Annotated in this window: 17 protein-coding genes and 1 other annotated feature; of the genes, 10 read left to right on the plus strand and 7 right to left on the minus strand. The window is 57.3% G+C overall.

Annotated features, from left to right (window positions below):
* Positions 1–10 precede the first annotated feature (10 nt).
* Both rsmS and priC read right to left on the minus strand, forming a co-directional pair.
* Complete coding sequence (rsmS, locus tag BV390_RS05350) at positions 11–187, minus strand: pleiotropic regulatory protein RsmS (protein ID WP_049264627.1); 177 nt, start codon at positions 185–187, stop codon at positions 11–13.
* Positions 188–199: 12 nt separating this feature from the next.
* Positions 200–727, minus strand: a complete 528-nt coding sequence (gene priC / locus BV390_RS05355; RefSeq protein ID WP_046853011.1) for a primosomal replication protein N'' — start codon at positions 725–727, stop codon at positions 200–202.
* A 69-nt stretch (positions 728–796) separates the two neighbouring features.
* Between priC and BV390_RS05360 the strand changes: the two genes are divergently transcribed.
* From BV390_RS05360 to BV390_RS05400, 9 genes are all read left to right on the plus strand, one after another.
* On the plus strand, positions 797–1,174 hold the full coding sequence (locus BV390_RS05360) for a DUF454 family protein (protein ID WP_032689199.1): 378 nt from the start codon (positions 797–799) through the stop codon (positions 1,172–1,174).
* A gap of 150 nt (positions 1,175–1,324) precedes the next feature.
* Entirely contained in the window at positions 1,325–1,876 is a 552-nt protein-coding gene (gene apt / locus BV390_RS05365; protein ID WP_032689198.1) for an adenine phosphoribosyltransferase, read from the plus strand.
* Positions 1,877–1,968: 92 nt separating this feature from the next.
* The gene (dnaX, locus tag BV390_RS05370) at positions 1,969–3,882 is read left to right on the plus strand and encodes a DNA polymerase III subunit gamma/tau (protein ID WP_032689197.1); all 1,914 of its coding nucleotides are present in this window, start codon (positions 1,969–1,971) and stop codon (positions 3,880–3,882) included.
* Positions 3,212–3,276: a sequence feature (DnaX frameshifting element), on the plus strand. Its footprint overlaps the gene before it by 65 nt.
* A gap of 57 nt (positions 3,883–3,939) precedes the next feature.
* Positions 3,940–4,272: a YbaB/EbfC family nucleoid-associated protein gene (locus tag BV390_RS05375; RefSeq protein ID WP_004858807.1), complete on the plus strand. Its 333-nt coding sequence runs from the start codon at positions 3,940–3,942 to the stop codon at positions 4,270–4,272.
* Complete coding sequence (gene recR, locus BV390_RS05380; RefSeq protein ID WP_004858810.1) at positions 4,272–4,877, plus strand: recombination mediator RecR; 606 nt, start codon at positions 4,272–4,274, stop codon at positions 4,875–4,877. Before BV390_RS05375 ends, recR begins: the two co-directional genes overlap by 1 nt.
* A 111-nt stretch (positions 4,878–4,988) precedes the next feature.
* On the plus strand, positions 4,989–6,863 hold the full coding sequence (gene htpG, locus BV390_RS05385; RefSeq protein WP_032700678.1) for a molecular chaperone HtpG: 1,875 nt from the start codon (positions 4,989–4,991) through the stop codon (positions 6,861–6,863).
* A 209-nt stretch (positions 6,864–7,072) separates the two neighbouring features.
* Positions 7,073–7,717 carry an adenylate kinase gene (gene adk / locus BV390_RS05390; RefSeq protein WP_032689196.1) on the plus strand — a complete coding sequence of 215 codons (645 nt, stop codon included), beginning with the start codon at positions 7,073–7,075 and terminating at the stop codon, positions 7,715–7,717.
* 127 nt (positions 7,718–7,844) lie between these two features.
* The gene (gene hemH / locus BV390_RS05395) at positions 7,845–8,807 is read left to right on the plus strand and encodes a ferrochelatase (protein ID WP_032696517.1); all 963 of its coding nucleotides are present in this window, start codon (positions 7,845–7,847) and stop codon (positions 8,805–8,807) included.
* Positions 8,808–8,870: 63 nt separating this feature from the next.
* Positions 8,871–10,175 carry an inosine/guanosine kinase gene (locus tag BV390_RS05400; protein WP_032689194.1) on the plus strand — a complete coding sequence of 435 codons (1,305 nt, stop codon included), beginning with the start codon at positions 8,871–8,873 and terminating at the stop codon, positions 10,173–10,175.
* Between the two features lie 99 nt (positions 10,176–10,274).
* On the opposite strand, the gene ybaL is transcribed toward BV390_RS05400, so the two are convergent.
* Together ybaL and BV390_RS05410 are read right to left on the minus strand one after the other, a co-directional pair.
* Complete coding sequence (ybaL, locus tag BV390_RS05405; RefSeq protein WP_032696516.1) at positions 10,275–11,951, minus strand: YbaL family putative K(+) efflux transporter; 1,677 nt, start codon at positions 11,949–11,951, stop codon at positions 10,275–10,277.
* A gap of 345 nt (positions 11,952–12,296) precedes the next feature.
* Positions 12,297–13,517: an MFS transporter gene (locus BV390_RS05410; RefSeq protein WP_032689192.1), complete on the minus strand. Its 1,221-nt coding sequence runs from the start codon at positions 13,515–13,517 to the stop codon at positions 12,297–12,299.
* A gap of 163 nt (positions 13,518–13,680) precedes the next feature.
* On the opposite strand from BV390_RS05410, the gene ushA reads away from it, so the two are divergent.
* A complete protein-coding gene (ushA, locus tag BV390_RS05415) occupies positions 13,681–15,333 on the plus strand; it encodes a bifunctional UDP-sugar hydrolase/5'-nucleotidase UshA (protein WP_032689191.1) in 1,653 nt (550 codons plus the stop codon).
* A 140-nt stretch (positions 15,334–15,473) separates the two neighbouring features.
* Here ushA and ybaK read toward each other — a convergent pair whose 3' ends face one another.
* The 3 genes from ybaK to copA all read right to left on the minus strand — a co-directional run bounded on the left by ybaK (position 15,474) and on the right by copA (position 19,502).
* Entirely contained in the window at positions 15,474–15,953 is a 480-nt protein-coding gene (gene ybaK / locus BV390_RS05420) for a Cys-tRNA(Pro)/Cys-tRNA(Cys) deacylase YbaK (RefSeq protein ID WP_004858826.1), read from the minus strand.
* Between the two features lie 201 nt (positions 15,954–16,154).
* Complete coding sequence (locus BV390_RS05430; protein WP_085396669.1) at positions 16,155–16,949, minus strand: TraB/GumN family protein; 795 nt, start codon at positions 16,947–16,949, stop codon at positions 16,155–16,157.
* 51 nt (positions 16,950–17,000) lie between these two features.
* On the minus strand, positions 17,001–19,502 hold the full coding sequence (gene copA / locus BV390_RS05435) for a copper-exporting P-type ATPase CopA (RefSeq protein WP_085396670.1): 2,502 nt from the start codon (positions 19,500–19,502) through the stop codon (positions 17,001–17,003).
* Positions 19,503–19,529: the final 27 nt, after the last annotated feature.

Raw genomic sequence — 19,529 nt, forward strand, 5'->3', positions numbered from 1 at the left:
GCGCTGTCGGTTAGCGTTTATCCGCTTCACCTGACGTCTGCCCGGTGCGATTGAGTTTGTTTTCATAGTCACGTTTAATGATCTCCAGCGCCCCCAGCACGGTTTGCGCTGACACCTGGTTCTCTTCCAGCAGCATAATCAAATCAACGGCCAGCTTGACCTCATCCGGGGCGTTTTCCAGCGACATAGTGACTCCTTCTTAGCGTGTTAAGCGTGCCAGCACGCCTTCTATTTTTTCCAGCGCATCGCGACAGCGTGCTAAACGCGCGGCGCAGGCATCGACCTCTTTCGCCAACCGCTGCTGCTCCTCAAGCGTCGTCGCCTGCGCCAGCTGACGCTGGCGATCGTTACGCATCGCCAGCAGTCGTCGTTCGTACTCCTGATGTTGAAGCCGCCGCCGCTGCCAGCGGTTTATTCCGGACGAGGCGCTGTCCCAGCTACGCAGTGGCCAGGTTGCCGCCTCCCGGCTGAGGGCGGCAACTTGCGCCACCAGCCGCTCCGCCAGCCAGGCGACCTGCGGAAGCTGCTGCTGCTCAACGGCCTGCCGCAGTTCAGTAAAGTGCTGCTGCGCCTCCTCGAGACAGTCCTGCATCAGCGTGCTGCGAGTACGGAACAGCTGGCGATCGAAGCGGGCGCTGAGCGTAGCATGATGCGCCAGCGGCGCAACCTGCGCGGCCAGTTGGGCCAACTGATTTTCCAGCGTGTGTAAAAGCCGGGCTGTTTTCAAATAACTCCTCCCTACGCTGATAGACAACTGTGCTACAGTAGCCATATCTGCTTGATAACGATTCGCATTATGCCACGTATCATTTTAATCATCATAGGCTGGCTGGCGGTAGCGCTGGGGACGCTGGGCGTCTTTTTGCCTTTATTGCCGACCACCCCGTTTATTTTGCTGGCGGCCTGGTGTTTTGCCCGCTCTTCACCGCGTTTTCACCACTGGCTGCTGTATCGTTCCTGGTTCGGCGGTTATCTTCGTCACTGGCAGCAATATCGTGCGATGCCGCCTGGTGCCAAGCCGCGGGCGATTGTGATGATTGTGCTGACCTTCGCCGTGTCGCTGTGGCTGGTTAAGCTTACGTGGGTTCGCATCATGCTGCTGGTGATTCTGGCCTGCCTGTTGATATTTATGTGGCGTATTCCGGTTGTTGACGCGACGCAACAAAAGCACTGATGCACCATAATGAGTGTTGCAATTGTCGCTTACAGACAGTAAATTCGAGCGTTTTCGAGCGCGGGCACGCCTGGTCAAAGGTTAATCAAATGTTTCTTTGACCCGTTTGGCCTGCCCGTGAGTAACACCGTTTTTATCAGGCATAAACTTATGACCGCAACTGCACAGCAGCTTGAATATCTAAAGAACAGCATCCAAAGCATTCAGGACTATCCGAAACCGGGTATTCTTTTCCGCGATGTCACCAGCATGCTCGAAGACCCGAAAGCCTATGCGTTGTGCATTGAGCTGCTGGCCGAGCGTTATAAAAACGCCGGCATAACTAAAGTGGTGGGCACCGAGGCGCGTGGTTTCCTGTTTGGCGCTCCGGTGGCGCTGGCGCTGGGCGTGGGTTTTGTGCCGGTACGTAAACCGCGCAAGCTGCCGCGTGAAACCATTGCGGAGAGCTACGAGCTGGAATACGGTACCGATCAGCTGGAAATTCACGTCGATGCGATCACCGCAGGCGATAAAGTTCTCGTCGTTGACGATCTGCTGGCGACCGGCGGCACCATCGATGCAACCGTGAAGCTGATTCGCCGTCTGGGCGGCGAAGTGCACGACGCCGCCTTTGTGATCAATCTGTTTGATCTGGGCGGCGAGCAGCGCCTGGAAAAACTGGGAATCAACTGCTATAGCCTGGTCCCGTTCCCGGGTCACTAAGCAAATCCCGCCACATAGCCTCGCTGATTGAGCGGGGCTGTGATAGCATGACCCCCTCGTGATTTCACCTTCCAGCGTTTCAGAGCCAGCCCATGAGTTATCAGGTCTTAGCCCGTAAATGGCGCCCACAAACCTTTGCTGACGTCGTCGGCCAGGAACATGTGCTGACCGCACTGGCGAACGGCTTATCGTTAGGGCGCATTCATCACGCTTATCTCTTTTCCGGCACCCGCGGCGTGGGGAAAACCTCCATCGCGCGTTTGCTCGCAAAAGGGTTGAACTGTGAAACCGGTATTACCGCCACGCCGTGCGGCGTGTGTGATAACTGCCGCGAAATAGAGCAGGGGCGCTTTGTCGATCTGATTGAGATTGACGCCGCTTCCCGTACCAAAGTCGAAGACACCCGCGACCTGCTGGACAACGTCCAGTATGCGCCGGCCCGTGGCCGCTTTAAGGTCTATCTGATCGATGAAGTCCACATGCTGTCGCGCCACAGCTTCAACGCGTTGTTAAAAACGCTGGAGGAGCCGCCTGCGCACGTCAAATTCCTGCTGGCGACCACCGATCCGCAGAAGCTGCCGGTGACGATCCTATCGCGCTGTCTGCAGTTCCATCTTAAGGCGCTGGATGTCGAACAGATCCGCCATCAGCTTGAGCATATTCTCGGCGAAGAGCAGATTACCTTTGAGTCCCGCGCGCTGCAGCTGCTGTCGCGCGCGGCGGACGGCAGCCTGCGCGATGCCTTAAGCCTGACCGATCAGGCGATTGCCAGCGGCGATGGTCGTCTGACGGCGGAGTCGGTCAGTACCATGCTCGGCACGCTCGACGACGATCAGGCGCTGTCATTGATTGAGGCGCTGGTGGCGGCCGATGGCGAACGCGTCATGGCGGGCGTTAACGAAGCGGCCTCCCGCGGCGTTGAGTGGGAAGCGCTGCTGGTTGAAATGCAGAGTCTGCTGCACCGGATTGCGATGGTCCAGCTCTCTCCTTCGGCGCTGGGCGCCGATATGGCCGCGGTGGAGCTGCGTATGCGTGAACTCGCGCGCACCGTGCCGCCCACCGATATACAATTGTACTATCAGACGCTCCTGATTGGCCGCAAAGAGCTGCCGTATGCGCCGGATCGGCGCATGGGGGTGGAAATGACGCTGCTGCGTGCGCTGGCATTCCATCCGCAAGCGCCGCTGCCGGAACCGGAGGTGAAGCCGCTACCGGCAACGCTGGCCGCGCCTGTGCAGGCGGCGCCGGTATCTGCTCCGCCGGTACAGCCGCCGCCGCAGAATCTACCGCAAACCACCAGTCAGGTTCTGGCAGCACGCAGCCAGCTGCAGCGTAGCCAGGGAGCACCCACCCCAAAAAAGAGTGAACCGGCAGCCGCATCCCGCGCGCGGCCGGTGAATAACGCTGCGCTGGAGCGACTGAGTTCAATAACCGAGCGCGTGCAGGCTCGTCCGGCCGTTGCTGCGGTGCAGGAAAAGGCTCCGGCCAAAAAAGAAGCCTATCGCTGGAAAGCGACGACAATTGTCGAAACGGTGAAAGAAGAGGTCGCGACGCCGAAGGCGCTGAAGAAAGCGCTGGAGCATGAAAAAACGCCGGAGCTGGCGGCAAAACTGGCGCTGGAAGCGGTCGAACGCGACGGCTGGGCGGCAGAGGTTAATCAGCTGGCGGTGCCGAAGCTGGTCGAGCAGGTGGCGCTGAATGCGTGGAAAGAGCAGGACGGTAATCGTATCTGTCTGCATCTGCGTCCGAGCCAGCGGCATCTCAATTCCGCCGGCGCGCAGCAAAAGTTGGCCGAAGCGCTCGGCGTGTTGTACGGTTCACCGGTTGAATTGACCATCGTGGAAGACGATAATCCTGCGATGCGCACGCCGCTGGAGTGGCGGCAGGCAATTTATGAAGAGAAGCTCGCGCAAGCGCGCGAAGCGATTATTGCGGATAACAACATTCAGACGCTGCGCCGGTTCTTCGATGCGGATCTGGATGAAGAGAGTATTCGCCCCATTTGATTGCAAGTTTGACTTGCGGTCAGCATCCTTAACGATGACTTACTGAGAGAGAAGCCTATGTTTGGTGGAAAAGGCGGCCTGGGTAACCTGATGAAGCAGGCCCAGCAGATGCAAGACAAAATGCAGAAAATGCAGGAAGAGATCGCGCAGCTGGAAGTGACCGGTGAATCCGGCGCAGGTCTGGTGAAAGTGACCATCAACGGTGCGCATAACTGCCGTCGCGTGGAGATTGATCCGAGCCTTCTGGAAGACGACAAAGATATGCTGGAAGATCTCGTCGCTGCGGCGTTCAACGATGCGGCGCGCCGTATTGAAGAGACCCAGAAAGAGAAGATGGCTTCCGTCTCCTCCGGCATGCAGCTGCCGCCTGGCTTTAAGATGCCATTCTGATGCAAACCAGCCCGCTGTTAACTCAGCTTATGGAAGCATTGCGCTGTCTGCCGGGCGTTGGCCCGAAGTCAGCGCAGCGCATGGCGTTTACGCTACTTCAGCGCGATCGTAGCGGCGGGATGCGTCTGGCGCAGTCATTGACGCGCGCGATGTCGGAAATCGGCCACTGTGCCGACTGCCGCACCTTCACCGAGCAGGAGGTGTGCAATATTTGCAGCAATCCGCGCCGCCGTGAAAATGGCCAGATCTGCGTGGTGGAAAGCCCCGCAGACATCTACGCCATTGAGCAGACCGGGCAGTTTTCCGGGCGCTACTTTGTCCTGATGGGCCATCTGTCGCCGCTTGATGGCATCGGACCGGATGATATCGGGCTCGATCGTCTGGAGCAGCGTCTGCGCGACGAATCAATGCAGGAAGTGATCCTCGCCACCAACCCGACGGTGGAAGGAGAGGCGACCGCTAACTACATAGCCGAACTCTGCGCGCAGTATGGCGTAGAAGCCAGCCGTATCGCCCACGGCGTACCGGTAGGCGGCGAGCTGGAGATGGTTGATGGCACCACGCTGTCGCACTCCCTTGCCGGTCGGCACAAGATTCGTTTTTAACCAAACGGAGGCGCTTTTTGGGGCCTCCGCTTGAAAATTTCCCCTTCAGTCCCCATCTCCCCTTCAACGGTTTTTTTACCATTAACAATGGCATTGTTGAGGTTGATTTAGATGAAAGGACAAGAAACTCGTGGTTTTCAGTCAGAGGTTAAACAGCTTCTGCACCTGATGATCCATTCTCTTTATTCCAATAAAGAAATTTTCCTGCGTGAACTGATTTCCAACGCCTCCGATGCGGCCGACAAGCTGCGTTTCCGCGCGCTGTCCCAGCCGGACCTGTATGAAGGCGATGGTGAGCTGCGCGTGCGCGTCTCTTTTGACAAAGACAACCGCACGCTGACCATCGCCGATAATGGTATCGGGATGAACCGTGAGGAAGTGATCGACCATCTCGGAACGATTGCCAAATCCGGGACAAAATCTTTCCTCGAATCAATGGGTTCCGATCAGGCAAAAGACAGCCAGCTGATTGGTCAGTTTGGTGTCGGCTTCTACTCTGCGTTTATCGTGGCTGATAAAGTCACCGTGCGTACCCGCGCGGCGGGTGATAGCGCGGAAAACGGCGTGTTCTGGGAATCTGCCGGCGAAGGCGACTACACCGTTGCTGATATCACCAAAGCCGACCGCGGCACTGAAATTACCCTGCACCTGCGCGAAGGTGAAGATGATTTCCTCAACGACTGGCGCGTGCGTTCGATCATCAGCAAATATTCCGATCATATCGCGCTGCCGGTAGAGATTGAAAAGCGCGAAGAGGTTGACGGCGAAACGGTGATCTCCTGGGAGAAAATCAACAAGGCCCAGGCGCTGTGGACCCGTAATAAGTCGGAAATCAAAGACGACGAATATAACGAATTCTATAAACACATTGCCCACGACTACAGCGACCCGCTGACCTGGAGCCACAACCGCGTGGAAGGCAAGCAGGAGTACACCAGCCTGCTGTACATCCCGTCGCAGGCGCCGTGGGATATGTGGAACCGCGATCACAAGCATGGCCTGAAGCTGTACGTGCAGCGCGTCTTCATCATGGATGAAGCCGAGCAGTTCATGCCGAACTACCTGCGCTTTGTCCGCGGCCTCGTCGACTCCAACGATCTACCGCTGAACGTGTCGCGTGAAATTCTGCAGGACAGCAGCGTGACCCGCAACCTGCGCACCGCGCTGAGCAAACGCGCGCTGCAGATGCTGGAAAAACTGGCCAAAGACGACGCGGAAAAATATCAGACCTTCTGGCAACAGTTTGGCCTGGTGCTGAAAGAAGGCCCGGCGGAGGACAGCGCGAATCAGCAGACGATTGCTAAGCTGCTGCGTTTCGCTTCTACCCATACCGATTCCGCCGCGCAGACCGTGTCGCTGGAAGAGTATGTCTCCCGCATGAAAGAAGGGCAGGAGAAGATCTACTACATCACCGCGGACAGCTACGCCGCGGCGAAGAGCAGCCCGCACCTCGAGCTGCTGCGTAAGAAAGGCATCGAAGTTCTGCTGCTCTCTGACCGCATCGACGAGTGGATGATGAGCTACCTGACCGAGTTCGACGGCAAGGCGTTCCAGTCGGTGGCGAAAGCCGACGAATCGCTGGATAAGCTGGCGGATGACGTCGATGAAAGCACCAAAGAGGCCGAAAAGGCGCTGGAACCGTTCGTTGAGCGCGTGAAAACGCTGCTGGGCGAGCGGGTGAAAGAGGTTCGTCTGACGCACCGTCTGACCGATACGCCGGCTATCGTCACTACCGACGCGGACGAAATGAGCACCCAGATGGCGAAGCTGTTTGCCGCTGCGGGTCAGTCAGCACCGGAAGTGAAGTACATTTTCGAACTGAACCCGGCTCACCCGCTGGTGAAACGCACGGCGGATACGCAGGATGAGGCCCGGTTTGGCGAATGGGTTGAGCTGCTGCTCGATCAGGCCCTGCTGGCCGAACGCGGTACCCTGGAAGATCCTAACCAGTTTATTCGCCGCATGAACCAGCTGCTGGCTTCCTGATCGCTTCGTTGTTTGTTCACCCCGGCCTGCGCGTACGGTGCGCGGGCCGGGGTGGACGCCGCCTCTGATGGCGTAAAATCCGCCTTTCAAGCAAAATAAACCCTCCATTAACCGTTTCAGCCGCTCCGCCTTCCTTGAGCCATCTGCGTTCTGGTGGTATGGTTTAGCGTTTTTGAAAAATTGAATCGACTTTTGAGGGGATTTTCGTAATGCGTATTATTCTGCTTGGCGCTCCGGGCGCGGGTAAAGGAACTCAGGCTCAGTTCATCATGGAGAAATACGGAATTCCGCAAATCTCTACCGGTGACATGCTGCGCGCTGCGGTGAAATCTGGCTCCGAGCTGGGCAAACAGGCAAAAGACATTATGGACGCCGGCAAGCTGGTGACCGACGAACTGGTGATTGCGCTGGTTAAAGAGCGTATCACCCAGGAAGATTGCCGTAACGGTTTCCTGCTCGACGGCTTCCCGCGCACCATTCCGCAAGCTGACGCCATGAAAGAAGCGGGCATCGCCGTTGATTACGTTCTGGAATTTGCTGTACCGGACGAACTGATCGTTGACCGTATCATTGGCCGTCGCGTACACGCGGCTTCCGGTCGCGTTTACCACATCAAATTCAACCCGCCGAAGGTTGAAGGCAAAGACGACGTGACCGGTGAAGAGCTGACCACCCGTAAAGATGACCAGGAAGAGACCGTACGTAAGCGTCTGGTGGAATACCATCAGATGACGGCGCCGCTGATCGGTTACTATCAGAAAGAAGCTGAAGCGGGCAACACCCGGTACGCGAAGGTTGACGGTACGAAAGCCGTTTCCGACGTGCGCGTTGAGCTGGAAAAAATCCTCGGTTAATCCCGTTGGTTCTCATCCTGCCGCGGCGGGATGAGAACATCTCTCATTCTACCTTTTTCTCTGATTGGTTCCGTTTAGCGCCATTTCAGCTACAATTGTCAGCGATTCAAATGGTTAAGAGGCGGTAATGCATCAGACGAAAACAGGTATCTTGTTAGCCAACTTAGGCACTCCCGATGCGCCCACGCCCGATGCGGTGAAGCGCTATCTGCGACAATTTCTCAGCGACAAGCGGGTGGTTGATACGCCCCGTCTGCTGTGGTGGCCGCTTCTGCGCGGCGTGATACTGCCCCTGCGCGCGCCGCGGGTCGCGAAACTTTATCAGTCCGTGTGGATGGACGAGGGCTCGCCGCTGATGGTTTACAGCCGTCGACAGCAGCAGGCTCTGGCCGCGCGCCTCCCCGATACGCCGGTTGCCTTAGGCATGAGCTACGGCTCGCCTGCGCTGGAAAGCGCGGTGGATGAACTGCTGGCCCAGGATGTTGGCCACATCGTCGTATTGCCGCTGTATCCGCAATACTCCTGCTCCACCGTGGCGGCAGTATGGGATGAGCTGGCGAGAATTCTGGCGAAAAAGCGGGCCATCCCCGGTATCTCCTTTATTCGTGATTATGCCGATGATGCCAGCTATATCGATGCGCTGGCTGCCAGCGTTCGCGCATCGTTTGCCGTGCACGGCGAACCGGATGTGCTGCTGCTTTCTTATCACGGCATACCGCAGCGCTTTGCCCAGGAAGGCGATGATTACCCGCAGCGCTGCCGCGATACCACCCGCGAGCTGGTCTCCGCGCTGGGACTTTCGCCGGACCGTGCGATGATGACCTTCCAGTCGCGCTTTGGCCGTGAGCCGTGGCTGACTCCCTACACCGACGAGACATTGAAAATGTTGGGCGAGAAGGGGGTGAAGCATATTCAGGTGATCTGCCCGGGCTTTGCTGCGGATTGTCTGGAAACGCTGGAGGAGATTGCGGTGCAGAACCGGGAAGTCTTCCTCGAGGCCGGCGGGCAGAAATATGAATATATCCCGGCGCTAAATGCGGACAGTGCGCATATCGAAATGATGGTGAACCTGACGGCGCCGTATCGCTAATCGCGTGCGGCAGGGGGAATATGCTATTATTCCCCGCTTGTTCACTGCCATTAAATCGCCACTATGAAATTTCCCGGTAAACGCAAATCCAAACACTACTTTCCCGTTAATGCCCGCGATCCGCTGTTGCAACAAACGCAGCCGGAAAATGAATCCAACGTCGCGTGGGTGGTCGGCATCGATCAAACGTTGGTTGATATCGAAGCCAAAGTAGATGAAGCGTTTATCGTGCGCTACGGCCTCAGCGCCGGCCATTCGCTGGTCATCGAAGATGATGTCGCTGAAACGCTCTACCAGGAGCTGGTACGGAATAATTTAATTACCCACCAGTTTGCCGGCGGAACGATTGGCAATACCATGCACAATTATTCGGTGTTGGCCGATGACCGCTCGGTATTGCTGGGGGTCATGTGCAGCAATATCGAAATCGGCGGCTACGCCTATCGCTATCTGTGCAACACCTCCAGCCGTACTGACCTGAACTATCTGCAAGGGGTGGACGGGGCCATTGGCCGCTGTTTTACCCTGATTAGCGACGCGGGCGAACGAACCTTTGCCATCAGTCCGGGCCACATGAATAAGCTGCGTCCGGAAAGCATTCCGGAAGAGGTGATTGCCGGTGCGTCTGCGCTGGTGCTGACTTCGTATCTGGTGCGCTGCAAGCCTGGCGAGCCGATGCCGGATGCGACGATGAAAGCCATCGAGTATGCCAAAAAGCATGATGTACCGGTGGTGCTGACGCTGGGAACGAAGTACGTCATTGCCGATAACCCGGAATGGTGGCAGCAGTTCCTCAAGGAGAACGTCTCTATTCTGGCGATGAATGAAGAAGAAGCCGAAGCGCTGACCGGACTGTCCGATCCGCTGCTGGCTTCGGATAAGGCGCTGGAGTGGGTGGACCTGGTACTGTGTACCGCCGGGCCAGCGGGGCTGTATATGGCCAGCTTTACGGAAGAGGAAGCCAAACGTAAAACTCAGCATCCGCTGCTGCCGGGGGCGATTGCCGAATTCAACCAGTATGAGTTCAGCCGGGCGATGCGTCACCAGGATTGCGTTAACCCGCTACGGATTTACTCGCATATCGCGCCGTACATGGGTGGGCCTGAGAAAATCATGAATACCAACGGCGCCGGTGACGGGGCGCTGGCGGCGTTGCTGCACGATATCACCGCCAATAACTATCACCGGAATAACGTGCCGAACTCCAGTAAACACAAGTGCAAGTGGCTGACCTACTCGTCGCTGGCGCAGGTGTGCAAATATGCGAACCGCGTCAGCTATCAGGTGCTGAACCAGCATTCGCCGCGTTTAACCCGCGGCCTGCCGGAACGAGAAGATAGTCTGGAAGAGGCATACTGGGAGCGTTAAGCCCGTTTCCCCTCTTGCGCCGCGTGAGGGGGGAGAGCGCAACAGTTGCAAGGCCTGGCTGAGCGCCTCTCGCTATCCGAGAGGCGCCATGGTAGGGGATTATCCGGTAACCACTTCACCCGCCGGCGGCGTCTCCAGTAGCAGCAACATCGCGCGGGCGATTTCTCGCTCGCCCATCACCACCTGGTTTGCGCCGCGTTCGGTAATGTAATCCACTTCATCATCATAATGCGCCCGGGCGATAATCTCGATATTCGGGCATTTCTCGCGGGCGGCAGCGACGATTTCCCCGGCCTCATAGCCGTTAGGAATGGTCAGCAGCAGCCAGCGGGCGCAGTCCAGATGCGCCAGATTCATGATCTCTTCATTCGCCGCATTGCCCAGCACCGCACGAATACCGCGCGCGCGCAGCTCATCGACGCGGGTGCGCGACGTTTCGATAACCACCAGCGGAATACCCTGGGCCATCAGTTTTTCGCCCAGCAGGCTTCCGACGCGGCCAAAGCCTACCAGCAGCGCGTGGTTGCAAATATCGACCGGAATTTGCTTCTCTTCTTCGAGCACTTCTTCGAAGGTCTGCTCATCCAGCGTTTCGGTTTTATCGAGGTATTTTTCCAGCAGCGCGAAGAGCACCGGGTTAAGCATGATAGAGATAATCGCCCCGGCCAGTACCAGATTTTGTCCGGCCTGCGGCAGCAGGTTCAGCGCCATGCCAAGCCCGGCGAGAATAAAGGCGAACTCACCGATTTGCGCGAGGCTGGCGGCGATGGTCAGCGCGGTGCGCGGCGAGTGGCCGAACATCCGTACGAGGAAAAAGGCGACCACCGACTTGCCGAAGATAATGATCGCCAGCGTCGCCAGCACCGCCAGCGGTTGCTCCAGCAGGATCATCGGATCAAACAGCATTCCCACGGAGACAAAGAACAGCACGGCGAACGCATCGCGCAGCGGCAGCGTGTCGTGCGCGGCGCGGTGGCTGAGTTCGGATTCGTTCAGGACCATTCCGGCGAAAAATGCGCCAAGCGCAAAGGAGACGTCGAACAGCTCAACCGCACCGAAGGCGATCCCGAGAGCGAGGGCCAGAACCGACAGGGTAAACAGTTCGCGGGAGCCGGTGGCGGCGCTGCGGGACATAATCCACGGTACCAGACGACGACCTACCAGCATCATAATGGCGATAAAGGCAATCACTTTCCCGATGGTGATCCCCATATCGACGGCCAGCGACGCCAGGCCAACATCGCCTTTCTCCGCCATACCGGCGACGGCCGGCAGCAGAACCAGCGTCAGAACCATTACTAAATCTTCGACGATGAGCCAGCCGATGGCGATCTGCCCTCGTTGGCTATCAATAAGCTGCCGTTCTTCCAACGCGCGCAGCAGCACCACGGTACTGGCGGTAGAGAGACACAGGCCAAATACGATGCCGGTCATCAGCGACCAGCCCAACACGGCAGAAAGCGCCATACCCAGCAGCGTTGCCACGGCTATCTGGGCAATCGCGCCGGGAATGGCGATCGACTTTACCGCCATCAAATCCTTCAGGGAGAAGTGCAGCCCGACGCCAAACATCAGCAATATGACGCCGAGTTCAGCCAGCTCCGGCGCCAGTTTGGTATCGGCAACGAAGCCTGGTGTAAAGGGGCCGGATAACACGCCTGCTAACAGGTAGCCCACCAGTGGCGAAATGCGCAGCTTATTGGCAATCATGCCGAAGATAAAAGCGAGTACGAGCCCACCGACAATGGTGGTGATAAGCGGTGTTGCGTGGTGCATTCCGTCTCCTTGTATGTGGTGAGCCAATCCATTTTCAGTATTAAACACGCGATCCTTCAGGCTGCCTCTGCGTTAGCTTCGCGCATTCACCGAATCATCCCTGCGCCAGAGATTCACGCGCGCTACCTTGCGGCAACCCGGAGGTAGGTGTCTAAACCTAAAAAACCGAGTAATAGTTTATGACAGTTTTAGCCGTTTTGTTTATGAATAATTGTTGAATTATGCAGAAAAATGGAATTAACCCGCAAAAAGGCACAGATCGGAAAACTACGGCAGCTAATCAGCGGGAGTGCTGACAGGATAAGGGATTACGGCGGCCAAAGTTTCACTTTAGCCGCCATATAATCAGGATTTTTGGCGGTTGTCAGGAAGGAATATCGTCAATATGCCGAGAAGTGGCAGGAAAGCACAGATTTTATAAACCAGCTCGATACTGGTGTGGTCCGCTAACAGCCCCAGAACGGCGGCTCCGAGGCCACCCATACCAAATGCGAAACCGAAAAACAGACCAGAAACCATGCCGATACGTCCCGGTAACAGCTCCTGGGCGTAGACCAGGATTGCCGAAAATGCCGATGCGAGGATAAATCCAATGATCATGGTCAAAATCCCCGTCCACTCCAGCGTGGCGTAGGGTAAAACAAGGGTAAAGGGAGCTACGCCGAGGATCGAGCCCCAAATTACATATTTACGCCCAATTTTATCGCCTACTGGCCCGCCAATCACCGTTCCTGCGGCAACGGCAAACAGGAAAATAAACAGATGAACCTGCGCATTCTGGATCGATAATCCGAATTTATGCATCAAATAAAAGGTGTAATAGCTGCTGATGCTCGCCATATAGAAATATTTCGAGAAAATCAGCATCAGCAGGATGCCGACGGCAAGAATCACTTTGTTTTTCGGCAGCGGACTGGCGACGACGGTCTTCGGTTTACCTTTATTCATCCGATGCTGTGCGGCATACCAACGGCTGATTTGCGACAGCACGACGATGGCCAACAGCGCGGCCAGGACGAACCACGCGACGTTACCTTTGCCGTAAGGGGCGATAATCACCGCCGCCAGCAGCGGACCCAGAGAACTGCCAAAGTTACCGCCGACCTGGAATAGCGACTGAGCCAGTCCATGACGGCCGCCGGAGGCCATCCGCGCCACGCGCGACGATTCCGGATGGAATACCGAAGAACCGGTACCCACCAGCGCGGCGGCAAGCAGCACCATGCCAAAACTTCCGGCCAGCGCCAGCAGCACCAGACCGCTGAGGGTGAAGCACATGCCGATCGGCAGCGACCATGGCATCGGGTATTTGTCGGTCCAGTAGCCGACCACCGGCTGAAGCAGCGAAGAGGCCAGCTGGAAGGTCAGGGTAATCATCCCGATTTGCACGAAGGTCAGGGAGAACTCCGACTGAAGCAGCGGGTAAATCGCCAGAATCAGCGACTGGATCATATCGTTCAGTAAATGGGAAAGGCTGATGGCGCCCAGAATACCAAACGAGGTGCGTGCTTTTTGCGGCGCAGCAGCGGGGCCGGATAAGGGTTGAACGGTCTGATTCGTCGCCATAGGTTCACTTTGAGAGCGTTATTGTGGATGCAGGTAGAATTATTATCTGACTAACATACCTGCCCCTAAGGTTTGAAGGAAGTCTCAATTCGGAAAACATATTTGTCTGTCGACGTAACTCGCTATACTTTCGGCACTTGTTTATTAAGTCAGGGAGAGAAATATGCATTTTTTAAAACGGGCGCTAGCGCTGGGGCTATTTACCGCGCTGTCTTTGGGAAGCTTATCCGCACAGGCTTATGAGCAGGATAAAACCTATAAAATCACTATCCTGCATACCAACGATCACCACGGGCATTTCTGGCGTAATGATTACGGTGAATATGGTCTGGCGGCGCAAAAGACGCTGGTCGACGGGATCCGCAAAGAGGTCGCCGCTGAGGGCGGAAGCGTTCTGCTGTTGTCCGGCGGCGATATAAATACCGGTGTGCCGGAGTCGGATTTGCAGGACGCAGAGCCAGATTTTCGCGGCATGAACCTGATTGGTTATGATGCGATGGCAGTGGGCAACCATGAGTTTGATAATCCGCTCAGCGTACTGCGCCAACAGGAGAAGTGGTCTAAGTTTCCGTTCCTCTCCGCCAATATCTACCAAAAAAGCACCGGCGAGCGCCTGTTTAAACCCTGGGCGCTGTTTAAACGCGGGGGATTAAAAATTGCGGTTATTGGCCTGACCACCGATGACACGGCCAGGATAGGTAACCCGGAATATTTCACCGACATTGAATTTCGCAAACCGGCGGACGAGGCCAAACTGGTTATCCAGGAGCTGCAGCTGAATGAAAAACCGGATGTGATTCTGGCGACCACCCATATGGGCCATTACGACAACGGAAATCATGGTTCTAACGCCCCGGGTGATGTCGAAATGGCGCGCAGTCTGCCGGCAGGATCGCTGGCGATGATCGTCGGCGGTCATTCGCAGGATCCGGTCTGTATGGCCTCGGAGAATAAAAAACAGGTCGATTATGTACCGGGCACGCCGTGCGCGCCGGACAGACAGAATGGGATCTGGATCGTTCAGGCGCACGAGTGGGGGAAATATGTCGGTCGTGCGGATTTTGAGTTCCGCAACGGCGAGATGAAGCTGGTGCACTATCAGCTGATCCCGGTCAATCTGAAGAAGAAGGTGACCTATGATAACGGCCAGAGCGAACGCGTGCTCTATACGCCGCAAATCCCGGAAAACCCGCAGATGCTGTCGCTGCTGACGCCATTCCAGAATAAAGGCAAAGCGCAGCTTCAGGTCAAAATTGGCAGCGTGAATGGGCATCTTGAAGGCGATCGCAGCAAGGTACGTTTCGTGCAGACCAATATGGGACGCCTGCTGCTGGCGGCGCAAATGGCGCGTAGCAATGCCGATTTTGCCGTGATGAGCGGCGGCGGTATTCGTGACTCCATCGAAGCCGGGGATATTACCTATAAAGATGTCATGAAGGTGCAGCCGTTCGGTAACGTGCTGGTGTATGTCGATATGAGCGGCAAGGAAGTGACGGAATATCTGACCGCCGTGGCGCAGATGAAACCTGACTCCGGCGCCTATCCGCAGTTCGCCAACGTCAGCTTCGTGGCGAAAGACGGCAAGCTGAATGATCTGAAAATCAAAGGCGAACCGGTCGATCCGACGAAGACCTACCGGATGGCAACGTTGAGCTTTAACGGGACCGGCGGTGACGGCTATCCGCATATCGACACCAAACCGGGTTATGTGAATACCGGTTTTATCGATGCCGAAGTGCTGAAAGAGTATATCCAGAAAAACTCACCGCTGGATGCGGCCGCCTATGAGCCGAAAGGCGAGGTGAGCTGGCAGTAACGCGTGAGGATAACCCCGGTGGCGCTGCGCTGACCGGGCTACGGATTCGCCACGATCTGGGGGATGAGTAGCCTGGTCAGGCGCGACGCGCCGCCTTCGGGATAGCCCCGTTTTACAGGTCCCTGTACGCTGAGGCGCGATTAATCGCGGCGGGCGATATCGGCGAATTTGGCGTCGAGAATCTTCGCTAAATCGCTGGCCGCCAGTTCAATGTCCAGCCCGCGCTTGCCGCCAGAAATATAAATGGCGTTAAACGCCTGGGCCGGGGCATCAATCAGCGTCGGTAGCCGTTTCTTCTGTCCGAGCGGGCTGATGCCGCCGACCAGATAGCCGGTCGTACGCTGGGCGACCATGGGATCCGCCATGTCCACCTTCTTCGCGCCCAGCGCTTTGGCCACTTTTTTCAAATCCAGCTGCCCGGCCACCGGCGTCACCGCCACGGCCAGATGTTTCATATCCCCGTTGACCGCGACCAGCAGCGTCTTATAAACCTGGTCTGCGTTCAGCCCCAGCTTGCGTACCACTTCATCGCCGAAGTTGGTTTCATTGGGGTCGTGATCGTAGCTGTGGATCTTAAAAGCAATTTTGTTTTTTTCGAGTAACTTAACGGCGGGAGTCATACTTATCCTTCTTACCAACCGATCTCAGGTGCTGTCAGCATACGCCCGTTGAATGTGTAAAAAATAGTACCATCTTGCGCAATAGTATTGGCAGTGATGGTCACTTTGAGCGACAATCGAACGATCCGGAATGCAAATTCCGGGATAATAATAATGATGAAATTCCTCTTTGACGGGCCAATAGAAATATTGGCCATTTTTTTACGTCAGCATATCAGGCAGATTCCCTTCACCGTATAAATGCAGCGCCCCGACGGCGACAACATAGCGCCCCGGCGGCAGCGCCAGCAGCGTCTCGCGCCACGCCTGATTGCGCTGATGCATGAGCACATCGTACAGCGACTGGCTGAAGGTTGTCGGCAACGTGGTGACGCCTTTGGCGGGCGGCTGCTCCAGCCACCAGCCGATCATCACCTGCAAAAGACGGGCGTTGGTGCGCCAGTGGGTCAACGTATCCTCCAGCAGCGCCAGTCCGCCGTCCGGAAGGTCGCGCAGCAGCGCTATCTGGCTGTCGGTGCCTTCAAGCTCCATCACCCGCACCTTGCTCTCACGCGCGGCCATCAGCAGCTGGTAGTCAATGCCGTAATCCGCACGCAGCCCCAGCTTCTGAGCCTGCGTTGCCTGTAACACCATCGCCACCTGCCAGAGCGGCTGGCTGTCAAACGGCGCCGTCGACAGCCCGAGTTCCGCGGCCCGACTCTCCAGCTCGACGAACTGCTGCGGGGTTAAACGCTCGGCCAGCGGCGGGCAGGCGGGGAGGTCAGCAAAGGGCGTTTCGTTGCCGGTGATATCCGCCTCCACGATGAGGGCGTCGGCCTGACGAATTTTTTTCAGTAGCCTGGCGGGAGGAGGGGACATGTCGCGTGTGCCCATATGAATACTGCCGACCAGATGCAAATAGCGCTCTCCGGGAAGGGTAATATCCAGTGCGGGCCAGGAATAAGACGCGCCGACGGCGGCACGCCACAGCATTTTTATTCGGTTTAACAGGCCCATACGCGCTCCGTAGTGTGAAGTCTTCATGCTAGCGCGTATGGGTCATAACATCTAGTCTTTCGGTTTAAAGCGCAGCAGCCGGTTGGCGTTGCTGACCACGGTAATGGAAGAGAGCGCCATAGCGGCACCGGCTACCACCGGGTTAAGCAGAGTTCCGGTCAGCGGCCATAAGATTCCGGCGGCGATGGGGATCCCCAGCGAGTTGTACACAAAGGCGCCCAGCAGGTTCTGCTTCATGTTGCGCAGCGTGGCTTTGGAAATCGCCAGCGCATCCGCGACGCCGTTCAGACTATGGCGCATCAGGGTGATGGCCGCCGTCTCAATGGCAACATCGCTCCCGCCGCCCATCGCAATCCCGACGTCGGCCTGGGCCAGCGCCGGCGCGTCGTTGATGCCGTCACCGACCATCGCCACCTGATGCCCCTGGCTTTGCAGACGCTTGATAGCGTCAGCTTTGCCGTCCGGCAGCACGCCGGCGATCACTTCGTCGATGCCTGCCTCTTTGGCAATCGCGTTAGCGGTCGTGGGGTTATCCCCGGTCAGCATCACCAGACGATAACCCTGGCGGTGCAGGCGAGCCAGCGCAGCGACGCTATCGCTACGCAGCGGATCGCGAATAGCGAACAGTGCGCCGACCTGGCCATCGATCGCCAGCAGCACCGGCGTTGTCCCTTGTGATGCCTGGGCGGCAATCTCGCTTTCTACGGCGGCGGTGGCAATCTTTTGCTCATTAAGCAGCGCCTGGTTACCGAGCAGCAGGGTACGGCCTTCTGCCTCGCCGCTGACGCCGAGTCCGCGCAGAGTGCGGAAGTTGTTGACGACCGGCAGCTGACTATCGGCGGCTTTCTCGATGATCGCCCGCGCCAGCGGGTGGCTGGAGCCTTGCTCCAGTGCCGCCGCAAGACGTAGCGCGGTGGGCTCATCAACCTCGGCAAAGGTTTTTACCGCCACCACCTGCGGTTTACCTTCGGTCAGGGTGCCCGTTTTATCAAAAACGATGGTATCGAGCTGGCTGGCGCGCTGCAGCGCATCGGCATCGCGAACCAGCACGCCATATTCCGCCGCGCGACCCACGCCGGAGATAATCGACATCGGCGTCGCCAGGCCCAGCGCACAAGGGCAGGCGATAATCAGCACCGTAGTGGCGATCACCAGGGTATAGACAATTTGCGGTGCCGGCCCGAAGAAGTACCAGATTGCCGCACTGAACAGGGCGATAACCACCACGGCCGGCACGAATACGGCGGAGATTTTATCCGCCAGCTGGCCGATTTCTGGTTTGCTGCTTTGCGCCTGGCGCACCATGCGGATGATACGGGCAAGCGTCGTCTGGCTGCCGACGGCGCTGGCGGTAAACAGAACGCTGCCGTCCTGGACCACGGTACCGGCATGCAGCGTGTCGCCATCCGTTTTTTGTTGTGGAATCGGTTCGCCGGTCAGCATCGCCTCATCCAGCCAGGCTTCGCCCTGGCTTATCACTCCGTCAACCGGAACCCGGTCGCCGGTGGTCAGACGCAGGGTCATCCCCGGCTGAACGTCGGCCAGCGGCACGCTTTTTTCACCCTCTTCGCTGACAACCCGCGCCGACGGTGGCGTCAGGTCGAGCAGTTTTTCCAGCGCTTTTGAGGAGCGCTGACGGGCGCGGGCTTCCAGCATATGACCGAGATTAATTAAGCCGATAATCATTGCGCTGGCTTCATAGTAGAGATGGCGAGCCTCCATCGGGAACCACTGTGGCCACAGGTTGACGCTCATGGAATAGAGCCATGCTACGCCGGTTCCCAGCGCTACCAGCGTATCCATGGTGGCCGTCGCGTTTTTCAGGCTTTTCCATGCGCTGCGATAGAAATGGCCGCCGGCGAAGACCATCACCGCCAGGGTGACAAGCCCGATAACCAACCACAGGGAACGGTTATCATCGCTGACCATCATATTGTCACCGATCATTCCCCAGACCATGACCGGCACCCCCACCAGCAGGGCAACAATCGCCTGCCAACGGAAGCGTTTCATGGTGGCGATAGCGGTTTCCTGCTGGCGTTCGCGGCGTTGCTGGTCATCTTCGATCGCTTCGGCGCCGTAGCCTGCCTTCTCCACCGCCTGGACTAATTCTGCGGCGGACGCGCTGCCCATAACCAGCGCAGTGCGTTCCGCGAGGTTTACCCGTGCCTGCGTGACGCCCGGTACGCTTTGCAGCGCGTTTTGTACCCGGGAAACACAGCTGGCGCAGCTCATGCCGCTTAACAGCAGCTGTTGGCTTTCATCATCAGCCGTCGCTGCCGGAAGCTCAGAAGAGACCGCTGTCAGCGCTTCCGACGGGATTGATGACTCCGCCAGCGGTTTAGCCTTTGGGTGGCTTAACTCTGCGCCGTAACCGGCTTGCTTGATGGTTTCGATAAGCGATTCTGCACTGGCGCTACCGGTCACGTGCGCTTCGGTGACGGTGACTTCCGCCAGCTCAACGTCCGGGCGCTGTTCGAGACTTTCTTTTACGCGTTTGACGCAGTGACCGCAGGACAAACCGTCCAGGGCCAGGTCGATGGTTTGAGACATAACACACTCCTTTATGACAGGGATGAC

It is taken from the genome of Klebsiella sp. YJ (assembly GCF_002108615.1).
Taxonomy (GTDB): Bacteria; Pseudomonadota; Gammaproteobacteria; order Enterobacterales; family Enterobacteriaceae; genus Klebsiella; species Klebsiella planticola.

What these genes read in the sequence shown, in the direction of transcription:
- ybaL (WP_032696516.1), bottom strand. Translation starts at nt 11,951, where the DNA reads ATGCACCACGCAACACCGCTTATCACCACCATTGTCGGTGGGCTCGTA.
- ybaK (WP_004858826.1), bottom strand. Translation starts at nt 15,953, where the DNA reads ATGACTCCCGCCGTTAAGTTACTCGAAAAAAACAAAATTGCTTTTAAG.
- ushA (WP_032689191.1), top strand. Translation starts at nt 13,681, where the DNA reads ATGCATTTTTTAAAACGGGCGCTAGCGCTGGGGCTATTTACCGCGCTG.
- recR (WP_004858810.1), top strand. Translation starts at nt 4,272, where the DNA reads ATGCAAACCAGCCCGCTGTTAACTCAGCTTATGGAAGCATTGCGCTGT.
- dnaX (WP_032689197.1), top strand. Translation starts at nt 1,969, where the DNA reads ATGAGTTATCAGGTCTTAGCCCGTAAATGGCGCCCACAAACCTTTGCT.
- hemH (WP_032696517.1), top strand. Translation starts at nt 7,845, where the DNA reads ATGCATCAGACGAAAACAGGTATCTTGTTAGCCAACTTAGGCACTCCC.
- BV390_RS05400 (WP_032689194.1), top strand. Translation starts at nt 8,871, where the DNA reads ATGAAATTTCCCGGTAAACGCAAATCCAAACACTACTTTCCCGTTAAT.
- adk (WP_032689196.1), top strand. Translation starts at nt 7,073, where the DNA reads ATGCGTATTATTCTGCTTGGCGCTCCGGGCGCGGGTAAAGGAACTCAG.
- rsmS (WP_049264627.1), bottom strand. Translation starts at nt 187, where the DNA reads ATGTCGCTGGAAAACGCCCCGGATGAGGTCAAGCTGGCCGTTGATTTG.
- BV390_RS05430 (WP_085396669.1), bottom strand. Translation starts at nt 16,949, where the DNA reads ATGGGCCTGTTAAACCGAATAAAAATGCTGTGGCGTGCCGCCGTCGGC.
- apt (WP_032689198.1), top strand. Translation starts at nt 1,325, where the DNA reads ATGACCGCAACTGCACAGCAGCTTGAATATCTAAAGAACAGCATCCAA.
- htpG (WP_032700678.1), top strand. Translation starts at nt 4,989, where the DNA reads ATGAAAGGACAAGAAACTCGTGGTTTTCAGTCAGAGGTTAAACAGCTT.
- BV390_RS05410 (WP_032689192.1), bottom strand. Translation starts at nt 13,517, where the DNA reads ATGGCGACGAATCAGACCGTTCAACCCTTATCCGGCCCCGCTGCTGCG.
- copA (WP_085396670.1), bottom strand. Translation starts at nt 19,502, where the DNA reads ATGTCTCAAACCATCGACCTGGCCCTGGACGGTTTGTCCTGCGGTCAC.
- BV390_RS05360 (WP_032689199.1), top strand. Translation starts at nt 797, where the DNA reads ATGCCACGTATCATTTTAATCATCATAGGCTGGCTGGCGGTAGCGCTG.
- BV390_RS05375 (WP_004858807.1), top strand. Translation starts at nt 3,940, where the DNA reads ATGTTTGGTGGAAAAGGCGGCCTGGGTAACCTGATGAAGCAGGCCCAG.